The 24,778-nt window shown below is 59.6% G+C and carries 16 protein-coding genes, 3 pseudogenes and 2 riboswitches; of the genes and pseudogenes, 2 read left to right on the top strand and 17 right to left on the bottom strand.

Annotated features, from left to right (window positions below):
* Window positions 1–54 precede the first annotated feature (54 nt).
* The 4 genes from KJQ12_RS14345 to KJQ12_RS14330 form a co-directional block, all read right to left on the bottom strand.
* A complete protein-coding gene (locus tag KJQ12_RS14345) occupies window positions 55–6,153 on the bottom strand; it encodes a DUF6531 domain-containing protein (protein WP_244860620.1) in 6,099 nt (2,032 codons plus the stop codon).
* 60 nt (window positions 6,154–6,213) lie between these two features.
* Window positions 6,214–8,208 carry an S-layer homology domain-containing protein gene (locus KJQ12_RS14340; RefSeq protein ID WP_213485330.1) on the bottom strand — a complete coding sequence of 665 codons (1,995 nt, stop codon included), beginning with the start codon at window positions 8,206–8,208 and terminating at the stop codon, window positions 6,214–6,216.
* A 55-nt stretch (window positions 8,209–8,263) separates the two neighbouring features.
* Window positions 8,264–8,367, bottom strand: a riboswitch (cyclic di-GMP riboswitch).
* A 261-nt stretch (window positions 8,368–8,628) separates the two neighbouring features.
* The gene (locus KJQ12_RS14335) at window positions 8,629–9,006 is read right to left on the bottom strand and encodes a DUF4279 domain-containing protein (RefSeq protein WP_213485328.1); all 378 of its coding nucleotides are present in this window, start codon (window positions 9,004–9,006) and stop codon (window positions 8,629–8,631) included.
* Between the two features lie 63 nt (window positions 9,007–9,069).
* Window positions 9,070–9,167: riboswitch (cyclic di-GMP riboswitch) on the bottom strand.
* A 201-nt stretch (window positions 9,168–9,368) separates the two neighbouring features.
* The gene (locus KJQ12_RS14330) at window positions 9,369–10,247 is read right to left on the bottom strand and encodes a LysR family transcriptional regulator (RefSeq protein ID WP_213485322.1); all 879 of its coding nucleotides are present in this window, start codon (window positions 10,245–10,247) and stop codon (window positions 9,369–9,371) included.
* A 140-nt stretch (window positions 10,248–10,387) separates the two neighbouring features.
* On the opposite strand from KJQ12_RS14330, the gene KJQ12_RS14325 reads away from it, so the two are divergent.
* The gene (locus tag KJQ12_RS14325) at window positions 10,388–11,512 is read left to right on the top strand and encodes an aminotransferase (protein WP_213485320.1); all 1,125 of its coding nucleotides are present in this window, start codon (window positions 10,388–10,390) and stop codon (window positions 11,510–11,512) included.
* A gap of 64 nt (window positions 11,513–11,576) precedes the next feature.
* Here the strand turns inward: KJQ12_RS14325 and KJQ12_RS14320 are convergent, their stop codons facing one another.
* The 13 genes and pseudogenes from KJQ12_RS14320 to KJQ12_RS19650 all read right to left on the bottom strand — a co-directional run.
* Window positions 11,577–13,250 (bottom strand): b(o/a)3-type cytochrome-c oxidase subunit 1, encoded by a 1,674-nt coding sequence (locus KJQ12_RS14320; RefSeq protein WP_213485351.1) that lies wholly within the window; start codon window positions 13,248–13,250, stop codon window positions 11,577–11,579.
* 50 nt (window positions 13,251–13,300) lie between these two features.
* The gene (locus KJQ12_RS14315) at window positions 13,301–13,768 is read right to left on the bottom strand and encodes a cytochrome c oxidase subunit II (protein ID WP_213485314.1); all 468 of its coding nucleotides are present in this window, start codon (window positions 13,766–13,768) and stop codon (window positions 13,301–13,303) included.
* Between the two features lie 336 nt (window positions 13,769–14,104).
* Window positions 14,105–14,506: a cupredoxin domain-containing protein gene (locus KJQ12_RS14310; RefSeq protein WP_213485312.1), complete on the bottom strand. Its 402-nt coding sequence runs from the start codon at window positions 14,504–14,506 to the stop codon at window positions 14,105–14,107.
* Between the two features lie 97 nt (window positions 14,507–14,603).
* Window positions 14,604–15,062 (bottom strand): NUDIX hydrolase, encoded by a 459-nt coding sequence (locus KJQ12_RS14305; RefSeq protein ID WP_213485310.1) that lies wholly within the window; start codon window positions 15,060–15,062, stop codon window positions 14,604–14,606.
* A gap of 40 nt (window positions 15,063–15,102) precedes the next feature.
* Window positions 15,103–16,089: a small ribosomal subunit Rsm22 family protein gene (locus tag KJQ12_RS14300; RefSeq protein WP_213485308.1), complete on the bottom strand. Its 987-nt coding sequence runs from the start codon at window positions 16,087–16,089 to the stop codon at window positions 15,103–15,105.
* A 46-nt stretch (window positions 16,090–16,135) separates the two neighbouring features.
* Window positions 16,136–16,990 (bottom strand): aminoglycoside phosphotransferase family protein, encoded by an 855-nt coding sequence (locus KJQ12_RS14295; protein WP_213485307.1) that lies wholly within the window; start codon window positions 16,988–16,990, stop codon window positions 16,136–16,138.
* Window positions 16,983–17,354: pseudogene (locus KJQ12_RS14290) on the bottom strand (GNAT family N-acetyltransferase); the annotation flags it as partial. The pseudogene KJQ12_RS14290 and the gene KJQ12_RS14295, both read right to left, overlap by 8 nt.
* A gap of 28 nt (window positions 17,355–17,382) precedes the next feature.
* Window positions 17,383–17,922 (bottom strand): hypothetical protein, encoded by a 540-nt coding sequence (locus KJQ12_RS14285; RefSeq protein ID WP_213485305.1) that lies wholly within the window; start codon window positions 17,920–17,922, stop codon window positions 17,383–17,385.
* A gap of 137 nt (window positions 17,923–18,059) precedes the next feature.
* Window positions 18,060–18,989: a carbohydrate ABC transporter permease gene (locus KJQ12_RS14280; protein WP_015254115.1), complete on the bottom strand. Its 930-nt coding sequence runs from the start codon at window positions 18,987–18,989 to the stop codon at window positions 18,060–18,062.
* Window positions 18,990–19,004: 15 nt separating this feature from the next.
* A complete protein-coding gene (locus KJQ12_RS14275) occupies window positions 19,005–19,973 on the bottom strand; it encodes an ABC transporter permease (RefSeq protein ID WP_213485303.1) in 969 nt (322 codons plus the stop codon).
* Between the two features lie 131 nt (window positions 19,974–20,104).
* Window positions 20,105–21,832, bottom strand: a complete 1,728-nt coding sequence (locus KJQ12_RS14270; RefSeq protein ID WP_213485301.1) for a type 2 periplasmic-binding domain-containing protein — start codon at window positions 21,830–21,832, stop codon at window positions 20,105–20,107.
* Between the two features lie 118 nt (window positions 21,833–21,950).
* On the bottom strand, window positions 21,951–23,771 hold the full coding sequence (locus KJQ12_RS14265) for a sensor histidine kinase (protein ID WP_213485299.1): 1,821 nt from the start codon (window positions 23,769–23,771) through the stop codon (window positions 21,951–21,953).
* A 210-nt stretch (window positions 23,772–23,981) separates the two neighbouring features.
* A pseudogene (locus KJQ12_RS19650) lies at window positions 23,982–24,089 on the bottom strand (D-lyxose/D-mannose family sugar isomerase); the annotation flags it as partial.
* Between the two features lie 137 nt (window positions 24,090–24,226).
* Between KJQ12_RS19650 and KJQ12_RS19920 the strand changes: the two are divergent.
* A pseudogene (locus tag KJQ12_RS19920) lies at window positions 24,227–24,661 on the top strand (ADP-dependent glucokinase/phosphofructokinase); the annotation flags it as partial.
* Window positions 24,662–24,778 lie beyond the last annotated feature (117 nt).

The following is a 24,778-nucleotide window of genomic DNA, read 5'->3' as shown; positions in this document are numbered from 1 at the left end:
TGCTGAATTTATTGTCGCATTCTCGATTCTCGGTGTCCACTATTCAGTCTAGCATCACCCTTCATACGTATCCTCACTGATAAACCGCCCGATCGTCGGATCGAAATACCGCGCATTCGCGAACGTGAGCCCGCTGTAGTAATCGTACCCCAGCCCCGTGTAGCCGAACAGGTTGTCCGGGCCCGGCCAGTTCGGGTCGAACTTCTCCGGCTGCTCCGGAATGCCGAACTCGTCGTACTGATAGCGGGCCGCGATGCGGCCGTCCGCGGCATCCAACGCCAGCGCGCTGCCTAGCGCATCGCTCAGATAGTACAGCGTCTTCGCCGGCGTGTTCGGCGCCGCGCCGCTCGATCCCGGCTGCGGCTCCCAACCGTTGTCCGAGTCAGCGCTCGGCAGATAACTCATGCTGATCCGCTCGCCCAGAGCCCCGTAGACGTAGTTCTGCTTCCAGGCCGTGCCGGTTGCATCCGTCGCGGTCAGCGGCAAGGGAATCGCCTGCGTAATGTCATTCACGAAGTAGATGTCCATCTGCCGCTTCTTGTACTGCGGCTCCCAGCCGTCCCGGACTCCCGCCGGGTGCGAAGGCATGTAGCCGTCTTGCACCGATCCGTCCGCAATGGAAATGCCCATGTAGATGCGATGACCGTCGCCGTTGTACCGGTACGTCATGGCGTTCCCCGACGCATCGGTATACCGAACAAGACGATCCGCCGCATTCCACTGGTACGTGCCGATCGCGAGCGCGTTCAGCGAAGCTTCGAAGGCATCCGGCAGCAGCCATTCCTCTTCTTCGCCGCTGCCCTCCGGAACACCCGGTGCCCCGTCGCCATCGTCCGTGTAAATCGGGTCCTCCGTGCCGGGCAGGCCGTACGTGACGTCGCCGACGGTGGGCGCTTGCTCCGGCAGCCCTTCCAGCGCAATCCGCAAGGCGGAGCTGTCCGTGCCGGTCACCTTGACCAGGTTGCCGCGCAGATCGTACTCGTAGTCCTTCGTGTCGACGCCGTTCGTCCAGCTCAGCAGCTTGTTCGCCGCGTCATAGACATACTGCTCCACGGTCGTCATGCCGCCGTCCGTGACCGTCTTGCTGAGACGGTTGCCGACGGCGTCGTACGTGTACGCCGTCCGCTTGCCGTTCAGCCGCTGCACGGTCGTAAGCTGGTTCAGCGCGTCGTACACATAGTCGGCGGCATCCACCCGCGTCGTGCCTGCCGGGTTGTCTTCATCGATGCCGGCCATCGTCCGCTCGCGGCGGGTCTGGTTGCCGACCGGGTCGTACACATACTTGAGCTGCTCCAGCAGCTCGCCGCCCGGACCGGCATGGCGAATCTCCGTCACTTGGCCGAGCGCGTCATAAGTGTACGTGCTCACACCGCCGTTCGGCAGCGTGCGCTTGACGACCCGACCGTTCGCGTCATACTCATAGTGCGTGGTGCCGCTCTCGTCCATCACCTTGACCAGTTGTCCGGCGGCATCATATTCGTAGTAAACCGAACTGTTGTCCGGATACACGATCCGGCTGCGCTGACCGACAGGCGTCCACTCGTAGCGCGTATTCTGCGTACGCGGATCAATGACCTCGGTCAGCCGGTTCAAGGCGTCGTAGGTGTAGCGGGTGAGACCGCTGCTGTCCACCATTTCGATGCGCCGGCCCGCCAGGTCGTAGGTGAACGACACCTTCTGGCCGTCGCCGTATTCGATCTGCTTGAGCCGGTGCGCAGGATCGTAGCTGTACGTCGTCGTCGTGAGATCCGGCGCCGTCACCGTCGTAACGTTGCCCGCCGCGTCATAGGCCGTGACCGTCTTCTCCCCAAGCGGATTGACGGATTCGACCACCAGATTCCGCTTGTTGTAGCGATACGTGGTGGCGCGTCCGAGCGCGTCCTTCTTCTCCACCAGGTTGCCTGCGGCATCGTAGCTGTACGACGTCACGCCCCCGAGCGCATCCGTCACGCCGGTCAGACGGCCCAGCGCGTCGTATTGGAACGCCGTCTCGCCCTGGTTGGCGTCGATAATTTTCGCCACGTTGCCGAGCGGGTCGTATTCATAGATCGTCTCATGTCCGAGCGCATTCACAATCTTCGTGTTGCGGTCAAGCTCGTCGTATTCGTAACGCGTGACCGCGCCGGCAGCGTCCTTGAAGGCCGTCACGCGTCCCCGGTCGTCGCGCGTCACGAACGTTTCCCGGCCCAGCGGGTCGATCGTGCCCGCTTCAAGCCCGCGGCTGTCGTACTTCGTCTTCCACACCGAGCCGTCCGGCAGCGTCTGTTCGATGAGCCGGCCGTTCGCATCATACGCATACCTCGTCACGCCGCCGAGGGCATTCGTGACGGCAATCAGGCGGCCCGCTTCGTCATAGTCGTACCAGGTGCTGTTGCCGAGCGGATTCGTCTCCTTGATCTTCCGTCCGCTCGCGTCATAGCTGTATTGCGTCACCGCGCCCGTCGCGTCCGTGACGGTCAGTAGTTGGTTGTTCTTGTCATACGTATAACGTGTGACAGAGCCCGTACCGTCGGTGAACGTCAACACATTGCCGGCGTCATCGTACGTGTAGCGAGACACATGCCCGTCGGGATCGGTCACCTTGACGACGCGTCCCAAGGCATCATATGCATATTCCGTCACGCCGCCGTTCGCGTCGATCTCCCGCGTCACGTTGCCGGCCGCGTCGTATTCCGTACGGCTGATACGGTTCAGCGCATCCTCCACGGCCGTGAGACGATACACATCATACGTATAGACCGTTTTGTTGCCCGCTTCGTCGATCGTCTCGATCAGGTTGCCGTTCTCGTCATAGGCGGCAAAAGATTTCTGCCCGAGCGCATCCTCCCGTTCCACCACCCGGTCCTTCGCATCGTAGACAATCCGTTCGAGCGTTCCCTTCCCGTCCTTCACCCGGGTAATCCGGTGAAGCGTGTCCCGCTCGAACTCAACCGTATAACCCGCGGGATCTTCAATCGCCTGCACAAAACCGTGCGCGTCGTTCACATAACGGGTCGTCTCCCCGTTCGCATTGGTCTGGCTCGTCAACACGCCGCGCGCATCCCACTCCAACCGGGTCGTGTTGCCGAGCCCGTCCGTCACCTGCGTCAAATTGCCTTTGGCGTCGTACGCGTAAGACGTCGTGCGGCCCAGCGCGTCAACCCGCTCGACCGGATCGTTCGACGCATTGTAGCGGATGACCGTCGATTCCCCGCTGCCTTCAATGAACTGCGTCATATTGCCGCGTTCATCGAACACCGCGCGGTTCACATTGCCGTTCCCGTCCTTCACAGACGTCCGGCGGGAAGCATCGTCGTAGCCGAATTGGACGACGGTGCCGTCGGCTTCCCGGCGCTCCAGCAGCAGGAAGCGGTCGCTCCACACGTACGTCGTCGCGTTACCCAGCGCATCCGTCTGCGTCGTCTCGGAGACGGCCGCCAGCGTGGACGACACGGTATAGCCGGCATCGCCGTTGTCCGCCGCGGACGCGGACAGCACCATGACGCGGCCATCCGCAAGATTCGGGTAGAACAGCGTCGATTTGCCCGAGCCGACGCCCGAGCGTACCAATGGCGTCTTGTTCGGCGTCATGTCGCCGCCGATCGCCCACACGCCGCCCGTCGTCACGTTCAGGTTGTTGTTGACGTGCACGGTATCGCGCACGTACAGGTCCCCGCCCGTGATGTTCAGGTTGCCGACCTGGTTGTTGGAGACGATCGCGCCGACGACCATTTCGCCGGAGATGTTCATCTCCACGTTCGTGTTGATGTGCATCTGGCCTTCGACGACGACGCGCCGCGCATTCACCTGCAGCGTGCCGTTGTTGTACGTCAGGTTGCCCGCATACAGCGTGTCGGACACCGTCACACTCGAGTCGTTATTCAAATGCACGGGCCCGCCGACCCGCACGCTGCCGTATTTGCCGCCGACCGACACGGCCGTCAGCTTCGTGCCCTGGTTGGCGTTCAGCGCATTTTCCACGATGAGCGTGCCGTAGATCGTCACCGCGTTCGCCTGATTCGTATTCATGCCTTGAACCAGCAGGATAACGGGCTTCGTCGGGCTGCCGAACGTCGCGTCGCCGTCCAGGTTCAGATGTCCCGCCTGAATGACGACCGGATCGGCCTGGCTGCCCGCAATGGCGTTTTGAATGCCGGCAACATCGCAGGAGGAGCACGATATCGCGGACGCTTTGTAGCCGGCAATCTCACTTTCCATACGGTCGATCAGCTTGTCCAAATAGTTCCCGATGACCGGCTGCATCCCTTCGACCTTCAGGTAAGCGGGAGCATGGGCGAGGTTGTGCATCGTGCCGGACAGCAGCACCTTGTCCGATTCCGGAATGTCGCGGCCGTTCTCCGGATCGATGCGCACCGGACCGCCCGTGCCCGGATCCGGCTCTTCTACGTCCTCTTCGCCGCGGACGACCGGCGCGACCTTGCCCGCATAGTCCATCTGCGAGCCTTCGCCGTAGAAGTCGGTCCAGCCGGTCACCCGGCCGTGCTCGTCGTACGACACGGTCATGGCAGCGGTCTGCTTCGGGTCCGTCACACTGATCACACGGTGCTTGTCATCATAGGTCAGCTTCGTCGTCGAGCCGTCCGTGTCGGTGATGGCGACGAGATTGCCGGCCGCGTCATAGGTATAGCTGATGCTCCGGCCGCTGTGATCCTGAACGCCGGCCAGCCGGCCGTTCGCGCCATACGTGAAGGACAGCGAAGCGCCGTTCGTCGAGACGGATACCAGTTGTTCTCCGTTATACGCGAGTTGAACCGCGTTGCCGTTCGGATCGGTGATCGATTGCAGCAGCCCTTGGCCGTTGAAACGGTAAGCCGTTCCCTGCGGCGTCGACAGCAGATGGCCGCTGCCGTCCTTCGCCAGCGTCCAATCCGTCCCCCGGGGCGTCAAATAGCGTCCGCCCGACAGCGGCACATACTCGTACCGCGCCCCGGTCGGCTCGATCAGCTCCACCTTGCCGTCTTCCGCCGGCACAAGCCGCCACTCGTAGCTGTGGCGCCAGCCGAGGCCGGCCGCTCCCTCCAGCGGTTCGCGGCTCAGGTACGTCAGACGGTACGAGATCGGCATGAGCGCCTGCAGCACCAGCGAATCGGTGCTGTACGTGAAGTCGCCCCGCGCCGGGTCGACCGGTCCGCTGCCGGTCGGGTTCACGATGCGCAGCCGTTTCTCGATGGCTTCACGCGTAAATTGCGCCAGATCGGCCTGCTCCGGCGTGCCCGCGGTTTGCGGGTTCGGCACCAGCACGCTCGTCAGGCCGCTGACCGGCGTGGAGCAATCCCCGTCCGCCGTGCACACGTCGCCGTCGACACCGTTGATCCGGGCAAGTTCCTGCGCCTTCGACGCCATGTCGGCAACGGAATCCGACCGGTAATAGTACGCGGCGAGCGCGCCCCAGCTGATCGGGTAAGCGGGCACGACGACCCGGATGAACGATACCTGTTCGGAATAGCTGGACTCCCGGCCGTCTCCCGCCGCCTTGGCGGAGATTTGCGCGATCTGTCCGGCCGGTACGGCGATCGTCTTGGACCATGCGCCGTTCGCACCGACCGGAATGTCCGGATAGTCCGTGAGCTTGCCTTCCGTCCCTTCCCGCACTTCCAACCGCACGGTGGTGTTCGGCTCGGCGCTGCCGGACACCTTCACCATGCCGGAAGCCGCCGGTTCGATCGTCAGCGCGCCCGGCGCCTTGGGCTGCCGGGAGCCCACGATTTCAAAGCTGGCCATCTGGCCGTAGTAGACGCCCGTGCCGTCATATTCCGCCGGCGACACGCAGATCGTGTAGCGCCCTTCCGGCAGCGGCACGCCGTTGATCTTGCCGTCCCATCTCTCCGTATGCTCGATGTAGACGCCGTTCTCCTTCGTCTTGTAGACGCCGGTCTTGATCACGTCGCCGAGCTCCGGCACGCCGCCCCCGGCGGGCGCCGTGCACAGGCTGATCACGATCTCGCGTTCGTCTTCGCCGAACTCGGACGCGTTGAAGCTGAAAATAATATCAGCCGTTTCCCCTCTGTCCGTGCTGATCTCGCTCGGAACGATTCTGAGGTTCATCGAAGCGTGCGCCTTGCCGCCGGAGGAATCCGTCCCCGGAACGAGCGGCACGCCCGACAGGAAAACGATCAGTGCGAGGAAGGCCGACAGCAAGGCCTTCCATTTCATCCGGACACCGCCTAACCCTCTATTCGATCGCGGAAATCCCATTTCTCTCTCCCCCGATGATTACAGTTGATGGAGTTGCTCAAGCAACCGGTAAATCACGACCGCCGCCTCCGCCCGGGTGGTCGTTCCCTGCGGGCGCAGCGCATCGCCGTAGCCTTCGATCAGCTTCATGCCGACCGCCTTGGCCATCGCTTCGCGAGCCCAGCCGCTGACGGCCGCCGCGTCACGGTACCCGGACAGATCGGCCGCATCCGCCGCATCGCCGGTCTTCCGCTCAATGGCCCGGACCAGCATGACCGTCATTTGCTCGCGGGTCAGCGGCGCGTTCGGGCGGAAGTAGCCCCTGTCGCCCTCGACCAGGCCGGCGGCGGCCGCCGCCTTCACCGCATCGGCGTACCAGGCGCCGGCGGGCACATCGGCGAACGGCGCCTGTCCGGACGGAGCGGCTTCCAGCCGGAGCGCCGCGGCGAGCAGCTTCGCGAACTGCGCCCGGGTCAGCTGCCCGGCCGGATCGAACGTTCCCTTGTCCGTGCCGTCGACAATGCCTCTGGCACCCAGCACTTCAACGGCATGCTGCGCCCAGTGGCCTCGCACATCCGGGAACGTCACCTCCCGCAGCAGGACCGCGTAGATGCCCGGGCCGTCGATCGCCGCGCGAACGCAGCCTTCTTCCTCCGCGGTGATGCCGCCGACATAGGTCCAGTGACCGTTCGCATCGTCGTAGACATAAATGCCCAGCTTCTCCCGCACCGCGCGCCATTCCGGCTGCTCGTAGCCGAGCACGAGCTCCGCGCGCTTGCCGAACGCGGCGTCTGCGCTCACCCGCCAGGCCTCGTAGCCTTGCAGCTTCCGGCCTTTCTCATCCGCCAGGACGTAGTCGTTCAAATCCACCCTGTCCAGGCTCACGTCGGTCTCCTCGGCGAACGTGCCTTCGGCAATCCGGAGCCGGGCTTGTCCGTCTTCGGACACCAGTTCGCCGCCCGCCGGGCCGATCCGCTTCTTGCTTCCGGCCGAGCCCTCGCCGGCTGCCGGCGGGATCACGATGCCGGGCAGCCCGCCGCCCTGCGGTCCGGTCAGCTCGATGAAGGAGACGGAGCCGTCCGCCGCGCTCAGCACCAGCTTGTCGCCGCTGAATCCGGCGATCTGGCCTGCGCCGACCGGCGCGTTCACCGCGTAGACGCGGCCTGTCTCCAGATCAACGCCCTTCAGCGCGGCCGAACCGCCTTCGTCCACGACGAAGACGGCCTGCGTCTCGCCTATCGCCATCACGGCGTATTCCCGGCTTCTCGCGGCCATCGGCGTCAGCTCCACCGGCTCCGCGGAAAGCCGGTCGACAGCCAGCAGCGCGTATTGGCTTTCCCCCGCGCCGTTCTTCTGCTTCCACAGCACGTGGCTGCCGTTGAACACGAACCAGTCGACATAGTTGGCGCCGCCCAGCTTAACGAGCGGCCAGCGGTTGCCGGTCCTGAGATCCAGCATGCTGAGTCCGCCGTCCCGCGCGTTGCGGTACACCACCCTGCCGTCGACGAGCACGGGGAACAGCCCTTCCCCGAGGTTGTACTCCTCGCCCGTCGCAAGATGCCGGTAGTACATGTCCCCGTAAGGCTTCCGGTCGAACCAGACGACGCCGACGCCGTCTGTAACCGGACCCGACATTTCACCGGTCCGCTTGTTCAGCTTCTCCGTCCGGCCGGTCTCCAGATTGTAGCTGTAGATATCCCAATAGACCGATTCCGGCCCGTGGGAACCTTTGTCCGCCCACACCACCGTGTTGCCGAATAGGTATGGCGCGTCCTTCGCCGCGGCGGAATCGGTCAGCTTGCGCTCTTCCCCCGTCGTCAGATCGCGATAATGGACCTGCTTGACGCCGTTCCCGTCGACCTGGAACCAGATCATCCGGTCGCCGGACACGCTGAAATCCGTTCTCAATCCTTCCGGCGCCGCGCCTTCCGCCATGCCGAAGAACGGCGGCGCCATCATCGCGGCCAGCAGCGCCAGCGCGCCGGCAAGCAGCCGAGCCCACCCGGACCTGTGCTGGATGGGATACTTTTTCATCACGTTCTCTCCTCTCCGAAATTGCAAATTTGGACAAAACAAAAAAACCTTGCATGAGAGCAACCCGGCTGTCATGGCGTGATCCGGACGTCATGGTCCGGCGCTTTAGACCCGCGGCTTTGCGTCCCCGACTTTCGTACGGGTTTGCCTTTGTTCTTGCCCGGTTTTCGCATCGAGGTCCCGCTCGGGACCTATGGACCCGAAGACCCTGTCTTTGATTTTATCGTCAATATATTCCATTCGTTCAAGATATCCTTCCATGATCAGACAACAATTAGGCTTTATTTCCTAATTCATGAGAGAAAGAGACCTCCCCGGACAAGACTTTTTGCCCATTCCGCCCGCCGCGTTTATTGCATAAAACAAAAAAAACCCCGGGGAGTCGAACACTCCCGCGAGGTTTCCATATCTAAAGCGCTTTTAAACCGCCCCGCCCCAGGACAGGATGGAAAATTCCAGACGGACCTTGAATTTGGCGATCAAGGCTTGCAGTTCGTTCGGCATTTCAAAATAAATCTGCCCCAGCTCGGACTGATAATACATCCGCAGACAGACATCGTACCCGCTGTCGGACAGCTGATGGATGTACCCGATGTTCGGTTCCAGCTCCCTGAGCAGCTGCATGAGCGATCCGACGGGGTCGTTGCCGCGCATTTTAACCCGGTACATCCAGAAATCCTTGGACACCTTCTTGCCGCTGACCGACACCTTGCCGCCCTTGCTCAGGCATCTCGCCGGCTCCACATTCAAACTTCGCGTGATTTCATCGAAATCAAGCATCTCTCCCCGGATGATCAAACTTGCGTCACCTGAAAAGAAGGCATGATCAACGGCATGTTCCATCCTTCATCACCACCATTTAAGAGCAGCCCGGCTGTCATGGCGGTCCGGAAATGTCCGGTGCTTTAGACCCGTGGCTTTGCGTCCCCGACTTTCGTACGGGTTTGCCTTTGTTCTTTGCCTGGTTTTTCAGGTTGGAGTCCTGTCCGGGACCTGCCGATCCGAAGATCCTCTCATTTGTTTATATCGTCAATTTTTGCCGTGGAATCAAGACCAATGCCCCTATTCGCGTTATTTTGAGCTTTTTTGACTATTCCGCGGGCAAAAACGCCTCTTGATCGAGACTTTCGGCCCATAAACGGAACCTGCCGGCCACGCCGCTAAGTTGTTTCCGACGCTTCGTCCCACCCTTCCGTTACCAGTTCGACGAAGGCCTGAATCGTCAATTCATCGGAACGATCCTTGCGCGTAATCAAATAAGTATCCAAGGTCTGCGCAAACCGGTGCAGAGGGATGAGTTCGCCCTTTCTGATCTCCTCTTCAATCAAATCGCCGCTGATGATGCCAACGCCTGTCCCTTTCAAAACGGCTTGCCTCATCGCTTCTTCGCTGCCGCTTTCGATGACCGTCATCGGCTTTGGAATCTCTTCCATGCAGCGGTCAAACAGCCCGTCAAGATGATAGCTTTCTTTATAGAGCAGGGGATGCTTCTGCAGGATGGCCGAAAGGTCGCGGTCGGGGTGAAGGTCTTTTCGCATGACCAACAGCAGCTCTTCTTCATCAAGCGCAACGAACGCCAGGTCGTCATTCCTCTGTTTTCCCGCCACAATCCCGACATCCGCTTCGCGGGAAGCGATCATTCGCATGACGTCGCCGCTGTTGCAAGAGACCAGTTTCAACTTGACTTGCGGATGAAGTTGCACAAAGGTGTGGATCAGCGTGGTCAAATGATGCGTCCAATAGTATTCCGGCGCGGCGATTGCCAATGTGCCGTGGGGTTCATGCAATCGGCTCAATGCCTGGTTCATTTCCTCCACGCATGCCATGAGCCGATCCACATGCTGCTTCAACACTTTTCCGGCCGGAGTCAGATACGTTTTCTTCCCGACCCGATGGAACAAGGGGTGGCCGATCTCCTGTTCCAGATTCCGCATTTGCATCGTGATCGTCGGCTGCGTATATCCGAGAATCTCGGCGGCTTTCGTCTGATTCAGATGGGTGGCAACGACCTGGAAGGTTTTCAACGTTCGGAGTTCCATGTTCTCCTTCCCCTTGGCCAACGCTAAATCTTTGTGATGGTTACGATAAAAACTCTCAATTGTTCCTGGATTCAGGCTCTATGGTAAAGTATGACCGACAAGTTTTCAACGCGGAGAATCTGCAGGGGGGCATGGAAACAATGAAGATCAAGGCTTTCTCGGTGGAAGAATGGATGAACGCCTATGAAACGAGCGCGAAATACAATATTGCGGAAACCTTCGTCGATTCCCTCACGTTGGAGGAACTCGCAACCATAGACGGCGCAAATGCCGATGATTTTTTCCGTTCCCTCTATCCGCTCAAACTGACCTACGGCCATATTGAGGGTTCTCCCGAGTTCCGGCGGCTCGTTGCGAGCCTGTACGCGACCATTGATCCTCATCAGGTGCTCGTCATGAACGGGGCAATCGGCGCCAACTTTCTGGTCTTCTACTCGCTTGTCGAGCCTGGCGATCACGTGATTGCGGTACATCCGACCTATCAGCAGCTTTATGAGCTCCCGCGATCTTTCGGCGCAACGGTGGACTTTCTGAAGCTGCGCCCGGAACATCATTTTCTTCCCGACCTTGACGAGCTGAAGTCTCTGATCCGGCCGAACACGAAAATGATTTGCCTCAACAATCCGAACAACCCTGCCGGCGCTCTGATGGAGCGGGATATGCTGAAGCAGATTGCGGAGATTGCACGATCGTGCGGCGCGTATGTCCTTTGCGATGAAGTCTGCATGAACCTGCTGCAGGATGACGATGCCGACGTTCCTTCCATCGCTGATGTTTACGAGAAGGGAATCAGCACGTCAAGCGTCTCCAAAGTGCTCTCTCTTGCAGGTCTTCGACTCGGCTGGATTGCCGCTCCGCAGGAAGTCATCACGGAATGCATGAAGCACCGCGACTACACCACGATCAGTTGCGGGATATTGAACGAAATGCTGGCTGTCCATGCCCTGAAGAACTACGACAAGATCTTGAGAAGAAGCCGCAAAATTTTGCGGGACAACCTGGCCCTCCTGGATGAATGGGTGGAAAAGGAAGCCGCTTTTTCCTATGTCAAACCGCGTGCGGGAACGACTGCCTTGCTGAAATACGATTTCGAAGTGCCTTCTGTCAATTTCTGTACCGGTCTGCTGGCGAATACCGGCGCCTTTCTGACCCCTGGCGCGTGCTTCGATATGGAAGGGCATGTCCGCATCGGTTACGCTTGCAGTACCGAAGTGCTGCAGGCCGGACTTGAACAGATCTCCGGGTATGTGCGGAAAATGAAGTAAAGCGCCTGCCCGGACATTCGTCCGGGCAAGCGCCATTTGAAGGTTGCAGCATAATCAGACCGATTTACCACGTCACCCAGGGCTTCGATCCGGGCGCCGGATTCACGAGCATATCGCCGAACGGAACCGTGTACGCGAACAGGATCAACACAACGAGTACGCCCACCCATACGCCCCAGCGCTCGATCCACTTCGGCGTCGGTTCGGCTGCGTCAGCCGTCTCGCCGATCGGGAACTCGGCCGCGGTTTTCTCGTCGCCTTTCGGCGCGCGCATCAAGGCGATCATGTTGCAGAACATCAGGATGACGCCGATGAACAGGATCGTGCCGCCGATCGCCATCGCCACGTGATACGGCATCCAGAAGACCGCGTCCGGATGGTCGCCGTACGTCGTGTACGCCGTGCGGCGCGGCGAGCCGAACAGGCCGACCGTATGCATGGACCCCGACATGAAGAACATCCCGATCAGCCAGATGATCGTCTGGATGATGCCGAGCCGGTTCATCCGCGGCGTGAGCTGTTTGCCCAGCACGTGCGGAATGAGCCAGTAGGCGACGCCGAAGAACGTCAGGGCGACCGTCGTGGCGACCGTGAGGTGGAAGTGCCCCGTGACCCACAGCGTATTGTGCACCATCGCGTTCATCTGGTTGCTCGCGTTGATGATGCCGCCAGCGCCGGCCGGAATGAACACGAGCATGCCCATGAACGGCGCGAAGAAACGGACGTCACCCCACGGCAAAGTTTTCAGCCAGCCGAACAGCCCGCGCGCTCCCTTGGCCCGACCGGTCTGCTCGAACGTTGCAAACATTGCGAACGCGGTCATGAGAGACGGAATGACGACCATGAACGTCAGGACGACTTGAATGTACTTCCAGACCGGTGCGATGCCCGGTTCCATCAATTGATGGTGGAACCCGACCGGGATGGAGAACAGAATGAACAGGACGAACGACAGCCGCGCCATCGAATCGCTGAATATTTTGCCCCCGATAATCTTCGGTATGCAGATATACCAGCACATGTACGCCGGCATCAGCCAGAAGTAGACGAGCGGATGGCCGAAGTACCAGAACAGCGTCCGGCTGATCATGATGTTGATCTTCTCTACCCAGCCGAACGACCACGGAATGAACTGGAACAGCACCGTGATCGCGACGCCGATCGTGGCGATCTGCCAGACCAGCATCGTGGCGACGGCCATGAAGCCGAACAGCGGGCTGACGCTGCCCTTGTGCGTCCTGCGCCAGTACCGATACTGCGTGAAAATGCCGTACCCGCTGATCCAGCTGCCCACGACGACGAACACCAGGGCGATGTAGAAGAACGGATTGGCTTTCAGCGGCGCGTAGAACGTGTAAAGCACCGTCGCTTCGTTCGCCAGAATCATGATCGTGCCGAGGATCGTGCCGACCGTCATCAGGACGTAGCCGGCCCAGCCCATCCGGCTCACGACGCCGAGCAGCTTGCCGCCCATCGTCTTGCTGACGCCGGCATACAGGAATCCGATGATGAAGAAGGTCGTGAAGATCAGCGCCATCAGGACGCCGTGCGCGGTAAGAATTTGATAGTAGCCGATCTCCGACGGCAGCTCGATCATGCCGCCGCGGACGAGCCCTTGCAGCACGCCCGCGACGCCGCCGAGCAGAAGCGCCGTGAAGGCCACCAGAAGGTGCGCCAGCACCAGCTTCGCATCTTTGCCGTCGAACGGCCGTTTATTGTCGGCGGCGGACGCTTGCATCACAGTAGCAGTCACGCTCGATCATCCTCTCCGTTTCGGTATTGTCGGTCTCATTTCACGATGATGGTCGTCGCCATGAATTCATGGCCCGCGCCGCAGTATTCGTTGCACAGCACCAGGTACTCGCCCGGCTTGTCGAACGTGTACGTGTAGTGGTTGACCTCACCCGGCACGGCCATCAGGTTGACCGTCGTGCCCGTAATCTGGAAACCGTGCACGACATCCGGGCTGGTCACCTGAAAATGCACCTTCGCCCCGAGCGGCACTTCCATCTTCGCCGGCTTGAAGCCGAACGCGTAAGCGATCATGTAGGCGTTGTACTCGTTCTCGCCGACCTGTTCAAGGCCGGGATTGTTGAACGGGTATGTCTCGCTGACTTTCTCCGGATCGATCGTATGGTGGCCGGTCGGCGGCTGCATCCCCATCGCGAACGCGCCGACGCCGATCACGCCCAGGAAGACGAACAGCATCGCGACGCCGATGGCCAGCCAGATTTTCTCCAGACGATGAATATGCATGATGCTACCCCCTACCTGTTGATGAAAAGAATGAAAACCCCCAGCCACGACAGGGCTATGAAGCCGCCGAGCAGCATGACGGACGTAAACGTGCCTTTCAGCGTGTCCTTCTCTTTATCGCTTCGGTCCCGGGACATACGGTTCACCCTTTCCTCGTTTTTTACCGTAAGTGTAATGGCCCGTATTCCCGGTCATTGTGAGATAAATCACAATAGCGTCGGCCATTTTCGTCGGTTTTGTTACAAATCGTCATAATATTCGGATAACAACAAAAGCGGACGCATTCCGTCGGAATGCATCCGCCTCTTGAAAAGATGATGCCTTGAATAATAGCCGTTATTCGACGATCAGCTTGCCGATCATGTCGTCATGGCCCGTGCCGCAGAAGAGGGAGCAGATGAACTCGAACTCGCCCGCTTTGTCGGCCGTGAACGTGATCGTCTCGCTGTCCTTGATCTTCTTGCCGTAACCTTTGATCTCGACTTCGTGCATGCCTTCTTCGTTGACCAGCTTGATCTCGACGGTGTCGCCCTTGTTCACGCGGATCTCCGTCGGTTCGAACGCCCAGTTCTTCGCTTTGATCTCGAACGATTTCGTCTCGCCCGTCGAAGCGGACTGCCCGGAACCGCTGTTGCCGGAGCCGCTGTTGCTGCCTGCGTTATCCGAATTGCCGCCGCAGGCCGAAATAATCATGGACACGCCCACGGCCAGACCCAACATTTTCAACCATTTTTTCATTCTCCGCACTCCCCTATCATTGTTTCTCGGAACTGATCCCATTGTAGATGCCGCAGGGGAGCGTCTGTGTGACAAATATCACAACCGGATCGCGAATCTATGAACGTTCTGTTACATAACCCGCCTTGCGCAAGATTCGTTCGGCCATCGGATGGAGTTCCGGAATCGGGCGGTTCGGGTGAAACCAGGCCAGTTCCAGCCCTTCGTGGTCATTCACGACCGGCTCGCCGGTCACGCCTTCGGCCTCGAACACCGCAAGCGCGTTGTATACTTCGTCGCCGTTCGGATAGCGGTAGTACATGTCCCTCCCGGAGAGCAGCGCCACGAATTTGAACGATGCCGCGCGAAGCCCGGCTTCTTCGTACAGCTCCCGCGCCGCCGTCTCCTCGAACGACTCGCCCGGCTCCATGGCGCCGCCTATCGTGCCCCAATCGCCCGTGTCCGCCCGCCGCTGAAGCAGCAGCCGGCCTTCGCCGTCCCGCACCATGACGGCGGCTCCCGCCATGATGAGCGGGCGGCTGCCGACGAAACGGCGCAATTCCATAATGTAACCCATTGGCTTCCCTTCCTTCCGCCCGGTCCTGCAATGCACAGGATCAGCTTCTGGTCCCGCCGGCACCCGGCGCGCTGAACGCATCGCCGCATTCGGCTTTACGCGCCCGCTTGAAGAGCTCTCCGTCTTTCTTGTGCACGTCCACGCTGCGCAGGCCGTCCGGCGTGCACAGCTCGAGGCCGATCCGCCCCTTGTCGATCCGCGGGCGGCGGATGATCCGCGCCTCCGCCCTTGCGCAGGGCTCGCGGGTCACGGCCAGATACGAAAACTTCTCGTCCTCATAGGGCGCCGAGCCGTCCTTCAGCCGCTTGTGCAGCCGGCTCCGCGGGATGCGGCAGCGGAAGTGGCACCAGTCGTCCGCTTCCATCGGACACTCCCCGGCATGCGGACACGGCGCGGCGATATGGGCGCCGAGCCGGAGCAATTGCCCGCGCACCGCCATCAGCCCGCGGTAGGCGGCCGGCGTCCCCGGCTCCACGATCAGCAGCATGCGCTCCGCCGCGTTCCACAGCTTTCGGACCGCGGCCTCCCGCTCCGCATCGTGAAGCTCGTTCAGGACGTAAGAGGCGATGACGAGCTCCGCCCGCTCCGGAATGTCGTCCTTCGCGAAGTCGCGGCGGACCCAGTCCGCGTTCCGCAATGCGGGCGATGCGTCGGCCGCCAGGCTGCGCCCGAGCCGGATCATGGCCGGCTCCCGCTCCAGGCAGGTGACACCGCGCAGATCCAGCAGCGCGTCGGCCGCCCAGGAAGCGGCCCCCGTCCCCGCGCCGCAGTCCAGCAGCGTCTCCGGCCGCTCCGGCGTCCGTTCCAGCGCATACTTCAGCGCCGCCGCGACGGCGCCGTATGTCGCCGGCATGCGCGCGATCGCGTATGAGGCCGCTTCGGCATCTTCGGTAAGCAGCCTCCGCCCCCTGCCGCCGGCGGTCCGATAGCGCTCGCTCAGCGACTGCAGATCCCGTTTCAGTTTCGCATGATTCATTCCTTGAATATGCCGCTCGATGGCCAATCTCAGTTGTTGCGGAAGTTCCATGCCTGCATCCTTTCTCCGTGAACCGTTCCCATGCGGACCCTCCGGTTCAGCGCCATGCCATATGGTTGATGTATCGATTGGTTTCCAAGATGCGCCTGAGCCGTCCGTCCGTCTTCTCCGTGCGCGGCATGCCGACCAGCCGGTCCAGCAGCATCCACCGGAGCAGGGCGATCGCTTCGAACGGCTCCAGCTCCTCCGCCCGGTATCCTCCGCCGGACAGAAACGCCGACCGGTAAATGGCGGCCGGCTCATCATCCGTGTACAGATCGGCGAGGAAGACGGACCAGGCGATATCGTACCGCGCATCGCCCAGCTGGCCGTTCGTCCAGTCGATGATCGTCAGCCTGCCGTCCTCCGCCTCGAGGATGTTGTTGAAATTGTAATCGCCGTGAATGACGGCGTCCTGCCGCGGGCGCGCCGTCTCGACCAGCCGCGCCAGCTCGGACTTGAGATCGGGGTGCGCATCGATGTCCGGGAAGAAATAAGAGACAAATTCAAATCGCGGCAGCTCCAATTCGTCAAGGCGGCAGCGATGGATATCGAGCAGAAGACCGGCGATGCGGCGCAGCTTGTCCGCATCCGCCTCACGAATGGCCGTGCCGTCGAAGGATGTCAGCAGCACCTGGTTGCCGGACGCGTCCACTCCCCAGCCCAGCGGCCTTGAGACCGGCATCCCCCGGTCGCGCAGGGACCGGAGCAGCCGGTATTGGAACCCGATATCCGGCTTCGAATGGCGATTCCAGATCTTCAGGACGCATTCGGCGTTTTCCAGCCGGATCAGGGCGACTTCGGCTTCCAGCCCCGGAGCCAGCGGAACGATGTCCGAATCCCCGGCTTCTGCCAATCTTACGGTCATTTCGCTTTCGGCCATCCATCGGATGCCGCGCAATCGATCAAGCATCGCTCAGCGCTCTCCTCATCAAGATTCGCATCAGTTTCCGTCCGCTGCCGTCCACCGTCTTCTCCAGATCATACGGCACAAACCCCGTGCGCCAATAGAGCCGGAGCGCCGGCGTGTTCGTGTTGTGGCAGACGAGCCTGAGTTCGCGCAGCTTGTGTTCCCGCCCGGCGATGGAGAGCATCGTCTCGACCAGAAACCGGCCGGCACCCTGCCCCCGGTAATCGGGATGGATGATGACGTTGCCCAACCAGCCGTGCGAACCGGGTTCGACCTGGTACAGGTTGCAGTACCCGATGACGGCTTCACCGCTCAGAATGACCGTCAGGCTGATCCGCCCTTCGGCCTCGCGCGCAAGCTGTCCGGGATCGACAAATGGCCGGCGAAAGTCCGGATCACTTCAGTACATGGCCGTCCAGATATTCCCGCATCACCTCATTGGACAGCACGACGGCTTCTTCCCGATTCAACGCGGGCGCCGCAATCATCAGTCCGTCATCGGCACCCCAATGTCCCTGGTCTGCTTCATGTTCAATCAACGCAATGGCGATCTTGCTGAAGTCATCATTGACAAAAAGCGTTCCCTGTGAATAGATGCGCGGCTTTCCGTTTTCGATAAACGGGTAAGTTAACGCATAGGCATTAAAGCTGCGGTATCTTTTGAGCTCCACCGTCCGCTGATCCTCGGGTACCGGGATGTCCTCGCCTTCCAGCCCGATGGTGCCTTTGAACGTCCGTTCGCCTTTGAAATTGCGGTAGATTTTTCCCTGAATGCTTACCTTGAGCGGCCTCTCCTCCACCGCTGCCTCTGTGCCCAGCCGATACTTCATCCCCTGGGCCTCAAAATCGACCGTTCTGGGATAAAACCAATACGCGAGACCAACCGCTGCCGCCGCGACGAGCAGCAACGCCCCGATCAGAATGACACGCTTCATCCGGCACCCCTGCATCATTTTCTGAAAACGAGAACCGGCCCTCAGATCGCTCAGAACCCAAGAGGCCGGCCCAATATCTTCTATTAATTATACATTAAAACCCGAACGAGCAAAAGCCCAAAATTGCCCGCGGCCCGTCATTCCTTCACACCGCCCACCATCATGCCTTTCACGAAATATTTCTGCAGGAACGGATAAACCATGATGATCGGAACGGACGCCACGATTGTCATCGTCGCGCGGATTGCATACGGGGTCACCTGGCTGAGGCCCTGCTGCGCCCCGGCGGCGGTGAAGTCGACGGAACGGGTGCTGGCGTTCGAGAACTGCAGAATCTTCTGCAATTCATACTGTAGCGTGCTCAAATGCTCATACGACGAGTTGTACAGAAACACGTCGAACCAGGAGTTCCATTGCCAGACGCCCGTGAACAGCGCCACGGTCGCCAGCACCGGCGTGCACAGCGGCAGCACGATGGAGAAGAAGGTGCGGAACTCGCCGGCGCCGTCGATCTTCGCCGATTCCAGGATGTTGTCCGGCAGGTTCTCGATGAACGAGCGGATGATGATCAGGTTGAACACGCCGATCAGCCCCGGCCAGATGTACACCCAGAAGCTGCCGATCAGCCCGAGATCGCGGATGAGCAGGTACGTCGGAATGAGCCCGCCGTTGATGTACATCGTCAGAATGAACGCGATGGTGACGAACTTGCGCAGCACGTATTCCGGCCGGCTGATCGTGTAGGCCACCATGGCGGAGCAGAACACGGTCAGCACGGTGCCGATCACGGTGCGCAGCACGGAAGTCAGCGTGGCCTGAAAGATCGTCGCTTCCTCGAACACGAACTTGTAGTTTTCCAGCGTCCATTTTCGCGGCCAGAGGTAGATGCCGCCGCGGAGCGAGTCGGTCGCGTCGTTGAACGACACGGCCAGCGTGTTCAGGAACGGATAGAGCGTCACGACCATCAGCAGGCAGAGCAGCGTGTAGTTCACCGCGTCGAAGATGCGGTCGCCGAGGGACATCCGGACACGCCGCCGTCTCGGTTTCTCGATTGTCATTTCGGCCATGTGTGACGCCTCCCCTCAGTACAGTCTCGTCTCGCCCATGCGTTTCGCCAGGTTGTTGGCGGCGAACAGCAGGATGAAGCTGACCACCGTCTTGAAGATGCTGGCCGCCACAGAGAGCGAGTAGTTGAACTGGTTGATGCCGTATTTCAGCACGAATATGTCAAGGTTTTCCGAATAGTCCATGTTCATGCCGTTGCCGAGCAGGTATTGCGGTTCGAATCCGGACTCCAGCAAATATCCGATGTTCATGATGAGGAGTACGGTGATGACCGGCCGGATGCCGGGCAGCGTGATATGCCAGATCTTCCGGAATCTCCCCGCGCCGTCGATCTCGGCGGCTTCGTAGAGCGTCGGATCGATCATCGTGATCGCGGCAAGGTAGACGATCGTGTTCCATCCGACGTCTTTCCAGACGATGCTGGCGCCGTAAATGCCCCAGAACCATTCGCCGATCCCGAGGAACAGCAGTTCTTCATCGATCAGATGGAGGCGCATCAAGAGTTCATTGATGATGCCGTCCGGCGCAAGGGTGACACGAATGATGCCCGCCGCGACGACCCAGGACAGGAAGTGCGGCAGATAGCTGACGGTCTGCACCACTCTTTTGAACACGAGGTGGCGCACTTCATTAAGCAACAGGGCGAGGGTGATCGCCGTAACAAAACCGAGCACCAGATTGATCGTGCTCATGACAAGCGTATTGCGCAACACACGAAGAAAACGCTCATCGCCGAACAGGAACTCGAAATGATAGAAACCGACCCACTCCTGCTCCCAGAAACTTTTGGCCGGCTTGAAGTTCTGAAACCCGATCGTCCATCCCCAGATCGGCAAGTATCGGAAGATGAACAGCCAGATGACGAAAGGCACGGACATCAGGACGAGCGCGCGTTGCTGATAGAGCAGCTTGAAAAATCGTTTCAATCCCCTCGGTTTTTTCTCTGCGGCCACGGACACGCCCGTGAGCACATTGTTGTTGTCCATCGTCTTTCTCTCCTTACACACCGGTCCGCCGGTCGGGGATCGCGATACTTGAAAATAACGAGAGAAAGGCCGGACTTAGCGGCGTTTTTGCAGTTAAGCCGGCCTTTGCTCGATTTGTCAGGCAAGCCTGATTATTTTTGCGCGTTGGCGACAACTTCCTTGACTTTCTGCGTAAACCACTGTTCGTATCCCTGGACGTCGAGTTTGCCCAGGGCTTTCGTGTACTCATCCCAGGCCTTGTCGAATTCCTCGGGTTTCGAAAGCACGAGTTTCGGGATGTGGTTCCGCTGAAGGTCGGATTTCTGCTGTTCGAACAGCTGCCGCGGTTCGTCTTTCGCGAAGCCCCATGCCGGGTACCACGGACGCTCGTCCGGATCGGCGAACATTTCGGCGTAAGTCTGCACGCCGTAGGCCGACAGAATCTTCTTGTCCGCGTCGGTGAGCGTCATCTGGAACACTTCCGGCTGCAGCCCCGGCGATGCGGCGTTGCCGTCCGACAGCGTCGAGTTCGTGCCGTAGTGCGGCCAATCCCAGTCGAATACGGTAAATCCGTAGTCTTCGTTGAACTTCTGCGTCATCTTGTCGACCATTTCCTTGGTCCGGTACATGCGGCCGTTCTCGTCGCGCAGATACGTCTCGCCTTCGATGCCCCACTTGACGAGAATCTGGTTCTCTTCCGAAAGCAACGTGTCGATGAAGGCGATGATCCGTTCCGGATCCTTCGCGCTCGACGTGATGCCGAAGCCGCGGTTGGCGACGTATCCCGGCGGGTCGAGGTATTGGTCCTTGATGTTTTCATCGAACACGACCGGCAGCGGGAAGTACCGGTAACCGTCCAGCGACGGGTCCGCAAGCGCGGCGTCGCGCAGTGCATTGTTCGCGGTGCCGACCTGCCAGCCGTAGTCGAAGAAGCCCAGCACCTTGTGCGACGTCAGCTTCGCGATGTATTGGTCGTAGTTGTCCACGAAGGACTGCTTGTCGAACATGCCCTTGGCGTTGATTTCGTTCAGCTTCTTGAACCACCGGTACTCCCACTCGGTGCCGGCGTAGATCTTGGCCTCATGGGTCTGCATGTCCACCATGACCTCGCCGTCATTCGGGTAGCCGGCCAGATGGTTCGGCACGTTCGTGGTGGCGAAGAAGCGCCAGTCGTCCGTCAGCGTAACGAAACCGATCAGGTCTTCGTCCGGATGCGCGTTGATAAAGTCTTCAAGGACCTTGAAATATTCGTCCACCGTCTTGATCTTCGGATAACCGGCCCATTCCAGCACGCGCCGTTGAACCCAGAACGCGCCTTGGCCGATATTCGGGTCCGGAACGAATTCCCCGACCACCGTGGAGAACGGGAAGATGTAGATCTTGCCGTCATCCCATTTCATCAGGTTCTTGTAAGGACCGTACACCTTCTTGATGTTCGGATACTTGTCGTTGTCGATATACGGGGTCAGGTCGATGAAGCCGCCCGCTTCAATGACGTTCTCGATTCCGTCGTCCGGAACGAGCACGTCCGGATAATCGTTGGACGCGATCATCGTGCCGATCTTCGTCTGCAGGTCGCCGACGAGATGCTCGATCTTGAAGTTGACGCCGGTCTGTTCTTCAAGCTTCTTGCCGATGACCGTCTCGTTGGTGTTGACGTCTTTCTCACCCTGGACGGCGACGAACATTGTGAAGGTGACCTTGTCCTGCGCCGCGCCGCCGCTGTCGCCTCCGGAATCGGAGGAATTCGAGGTTGGCGAGGAACCCGAAGCTCCCGAGTTCGAGTTGCCCGCTTCCTTCTTGCCCGAGCAGGCCGTCAGGACGAGGGCCAGCACCATGATGAGGGACAACGTCGAAGCAAGCCATCTCTTTTTCGACACTTTTTTCTGAACCCCTTTCAATTCAGGATGGATTGTAAGCACTTTCAGTATAATGCCCCGTCCCGCGCTTTGTTTACCCACCAAACTAAAGGTCATGCTTAAAAAATTTAATGTCTGTTTATGTCCGCGGTAGGAGGGCCGCGGACCCGTCCGCCTCATCCTGCGCGGGCAGGGTGATCCGGATACACGTCCCCTGGCCCGGTGCGCTGTCGATGAACAGCCGGATCCTGTCGCCATACAGCATCCTGAGCCGGTAGATCACGTTCTGCACGCCGATCCGTTCGCCCAGTTCCTCCGCCTCGTTCTCCAGATAGCCGTAAAAGCGCTCCACCTGCTCCGGATTCATGCCGGCGCCGTTGTCCCGAATCGAGAACTCCAGATCGTGGGAGCTGCGCCGGATGGTGATATCGATCTCGCCGCCGTGCTTCATCGGTTCGATGCCGTGGATGCTCGCGTTCTCGACGAACGGAAGGAACACCATTTTCGGGATGATCACGCTCCGGGCTTCCGGGTCGACGTCCAGCCGGTAGGTGAGCCGGTCGCCGAAGCGGTATTTCTGGATCTCGAGGAAGCAGTGGATGAACTCGAGTTCCTCTTCGACCTTGATCCGGTCCTTGTTCCATGTCAGGGATGAACGCAGCAGCTTGGCCATTTTGTGGATGATCTGGGCTGTCTCCGTCTCGTTCTTGATCAGGCTGCGCATCCGGATCGTTTCCAGCGAATTGAACAGGAAATGCGGATTGATCTGGCTCTGCAGCGCATTGAACTGGGCCTTGCGATGCTCGATCTCCAGACCTTTCCTGCGTATGTCGGCGATGTACACGTCGTGAATCAGACTCTTGATCTGCATCGTCATGCGGTTGAATTCGTTCTGCAGCTGACCGATCTCATCCAGCGTTTCCCGGTGCTCGATGGGCACGAACTGCTGGTTCTTCACCTTCTTCATGTGGCGAAGAATGTTGATCAGCCGGACGTTCATCGACCGGGAGACCCAGAAGATGATCGCCGTCGAGACGAGCAGGTTGATCAGCGCCAGCCAGACGATGAATTCCCGCGGCCTCTGCACCTCGCGGAACACTTCCTCCTCCTGGATCACGCCGACGAGCTTCCAGCTGTCCAGATATTCAACCCCGTTGTAAGCGGTCGCGAATTCGATCGCATCATCCGGAAGGTCAAGTTCGTGGAAGAAAATCGTCTCCGTCTGCCAGTTGACATACGGATCTGTCGCATACTCCACCTGGCCCGACTCGTTGAGCAGGTAGATGTGGCCGTTCAGGTTGAGGTTGGAGAATACCTGTTCGATCGCCTGGGGGCGCAGTTCGATCTTCAAAATTTTCTCCCACTTGCTCGTTCCGAAATAGGCCAGATTGTTCATCCGGCGCACGATGACGAAGGTGTCGCGGACGTTCGCTGCAGGTTGGATCCGGTTCTCGCGCGCCGTCCGGATCAGGACGGGCGTTGAGCCTTTCACTTTCTCCAGCGCCCGGTACCAGTCGGAATTCCGGACCTGATACGTGAGGTTGCCGACTCCCCCGGAATGGAGCAGCGTCGGATTGTCAAGATAGATCTTGATGTTCTGCATGGACGTGTAGAGCGGCGTGTAGCTGTTCAAAATCTTGCGGAAATACGAATCGTACGCGGCGATGTAGTCCAGCGGACTCTCATACTCCGTCTCCAGAATCTCGTTCAGCAGGTAGTCCGTGATGAACACGTCGGACACCCGGACCGCGACGTCGATTTCCCCCCGGAACTCGTTCCGCACCTGTTCGAGGGCACGCGAGATGTCCCGCATGCGCTGGTTCTTCACATTGTTCGTCGTCACCTGGTAGAAGACGACGTTGGTCAGCACGATCGGCAGCAGCACGCAGAAAATGTACACGATCAGCATCTTGTTGCGCAGGCGGATATTGTCGAGTCTCGGCAGCAGCGACAATCTCATCATCTCTCCCCTTGTCCCTATACGGTTCCGTTCATGCGCATCTCTATCATACCTGATCCGGTTGATCAAGGAATAGCCAAAAACTGTCATGAACATGGATGAAGGCCCGGCATGCGGAATGCCGGACCTTCGGGTGAGCAGGCCGATATCCGAAAAGAAAGTCTGCTTTTCCCGGATAGCCTATACTGTCTATATTGTGGAGCGAAACCAGCCTGCCTGAAACCAATGTTTGACGTTGGGCGGAATCGTGTACTGATCGCCGGGATGAAGAACGATCTCATGAAACACGGTGTAGTAGGCTTCGTCCCCTTGCGGTGGCGAAAAAATGGAGCAAACGATCGAATCGCGCAAATCGGCCGGCATTTACCCCGCGATGGGCTATACAAGCAACCTGGACATTTTGTGCGACTTCAGGATCGACGTGTTGAACCGCCTGCCAGTTCAAAAAAGGGGACATCATCCGTTCCCGCGACCAGACCGTCGAAATCCCGGCGTCCAACCGGTTGATCGTTACCAAGGTCACCGTCAACGAATTCGTGCCCTTCTCGCAACCTTATTTTGACTACATTGTAAGGCACGCCAAATCCATCAGCAGCAACGTGCTGTCCAGCTTCAATTGCATCAAGGACGAACGGGTGCTGCGGGAACGGCTCGACGCGGTCAAACGGCACGTCAGGGCGTACAAGAAAAACAACCCGGCCGGCGTCATATTTTTCGAGGATGCCCATTACCACAGCCTCGATATCCGGAAACTGTGCATCGAAACGCTATACCCCGAAGTGGACATCGTCTGCATGAACGAAGAAGAGCTGGCCCTCACGCTGGGCATGTACAACCGCCCGGTCGACATCGGGGACATCCTCTCCTGCGTCGAGGGCGTCTTCTTCCTCAAGAACCTCTTCAACGTCAAAAACGGCATCATCGTGCATACGAAGGATTATTCGATGTATGCGGGCGTTCGTAAACAAAAGGGCCCGGCATTCGGAATGCCGGACCTTCGGGTTGGC

The sequence above is a fragment of the Thermobacillus xylanilyticus genome, assembly GCF_907165215.1.
GTDB lineage: Bacteria > Bacillota > Bacilli > Paenibacillales > Paenibacillaceae > Thermobacillus > Thermobacillus xylanilyticus.
The sequence above is the reverse complement of the archived record's forward strand: the minus strand, read 5'-3'. Positions and strand labels throughout refer to the sequence as shown.

What these genes read in the sequence shown, in the direction of transcription:
- KJQ12_RS14345 (WP_244860620.1), bottom strand. Translation starts at nt 6,153, where the DNA reads ATGAAATGGAAGGCCTTGCTGTCGGCCTTCCTCGCACTGATCGTTTTC.
- KJQ12_RS14340 (WP_213485330.1), bottom strand. Translation starts at nt 8,208, where the DNA reads ATGAAAAAGTATCCCATCCAGCACAGGTCCGGGTGGGCTCGGCTGCTT.
- KJQ12_RS14330 (WP_213485322.1), bottom strand. Translation starts at nt 10,247, where the DNA reads ATGGAACTCCGAACGTTGAAAACCTTCCAGGTCGTTGCCACCCATCTG.
- KJQ12_RS14325 (WP_213485320.1), top strand. Translation starts at nt 10,388, where the DNA reads ATGAAGATCAAGGCTTTCTCGGTGGAAGAATGGATGAACGCCTATGAA.
- KJQ12_RS14320 (WP_213485351.1), bottom strand. Translation starts at nt 13,250, where the DNA reads ATGCAAGCGTCCGCCGCCGACAATAAACGGCCGTTCGACGGCAAAGAT.
- KJQ12_RS14315 (WP_213485314.1), bottom strand. Translation starts at nt 13,768, where the DNA reads ATGCATATTCATCGTCTGGAGAAAATCTGGCTGGCCATCGGCGTCGCG.
- KJQ12_RS14310 (WP_213485312.1), bottom strand. Translation starts at nt 14,506, where the DNA reads ATGAAAAAATGGTTGAAAATGTTGGGTCTGGCCGTGGGCGTGTCCATG.
- KJQ12_RS14305 (WP_213485310.1), bottom strand. Translation starts at nt 15,062, where the DNA reads ATGGGTTACATTATGGAATTGCGCCGTTTCGTCGGCAGCCGCCCGCTC.
- KJQ12_RS14300 (WP_213485308.1), bottom strand. Translation starts at nt 16,089, where the DNA reads ATGGAACTTCCGCAACAACTGAGATTGGCCATCGAGCGGCATATTCAA.
- KJQ12_RS14295 (WP_213485307.1), bottom strand. Translation starts at nt 16,990, where the DNA reads ATGCTTGATCGATTGCGCGGCATCCGATGGATGGCCGAAAGCGAAATG.
- KJQ12_RS14285 (WP_213485305.1), bottom strand. Translation starts at nt 17,922, where the DNA reads ATGAAGCGTGTCATTCTGATCGGGGCGTTGCTGCTCGTCGCGGCGGCA.
- KJQ12_RS14280 (WP_015254115.1), bottom strand. Translation starts at nt 18,989, where the DNA reads ATGGCCGAAATGACAATCGAGAAACCGAGACGGCGGCGTGTCCGGATG.
- KJQ12_RS14275 (WP_213485303.1), bottom strand. Translation starts at nt 19,973, where the DNA reads ATGGACAACAACAATGTGCTCACGGGCGTGTCCGTGGCCGCAGAGAAA.
- KJQ12_RS14265 (WP_213485299.1), bottom strand. Translation starts at nt 23,771, where the DNA reads ATGAGATTGTCGCTGCTGCCGAGACTCGACAATATCCGCCTGCGCAAC.